The sequence below is a fragment of the Pseudomonas sp. SIMBA_041 genome, assembly GCF_046535095.1.
GTDB classification, from domain to species: domain Bacteria; phylum Pseudomonadota; class Gammaproteobacteria; order Pseudomonadales; family Pseudomonadaceae; genus Aquipseudomonas; species Aquipseudomonas mucoides.
Genome location: NZ_JAWRXJ010000829.1, coordinates 1 through 242 on the forward strand (window position 1 = coordinate 1; position 242 = coordinate 242).

The window sequence follows — 242 nt, forward strand, 5'->3', positions numbered from 1 at the left end:
CTGTGAATATGGGCATACACCGTCAATGTGGGAGCGGCCTTGCGCCGCGATGGGCTGCGCAGCAGCCCCGGCGTTTACCGAACCGCGTGCAAGGCTTGCTGGTCGGCATGGTAGGACGAGCGCACCAGCGGCCCCGACGCCACATTCCTGAAGCCCATCGCCACAGCCTGCTCGGCGAACCAGGCAAAGGTATCCGGGTGCACGAACCGCTGCACCGGCAGGTGGCTGCGCGAAGGCTGCAG

The 242-nt window shown here is 66.5% G+C and carries 1 pseudogene; it reads right to left on the bottom strand.

What is annotated here, in order from left to right:
* Window positions 1-74: 74 nt before the first annotated feature.
* Window positions 75-242: pseudogene (locus SB725_RS33455) on the bottom strand (lipoyl synthase); the annotation flags it as partial.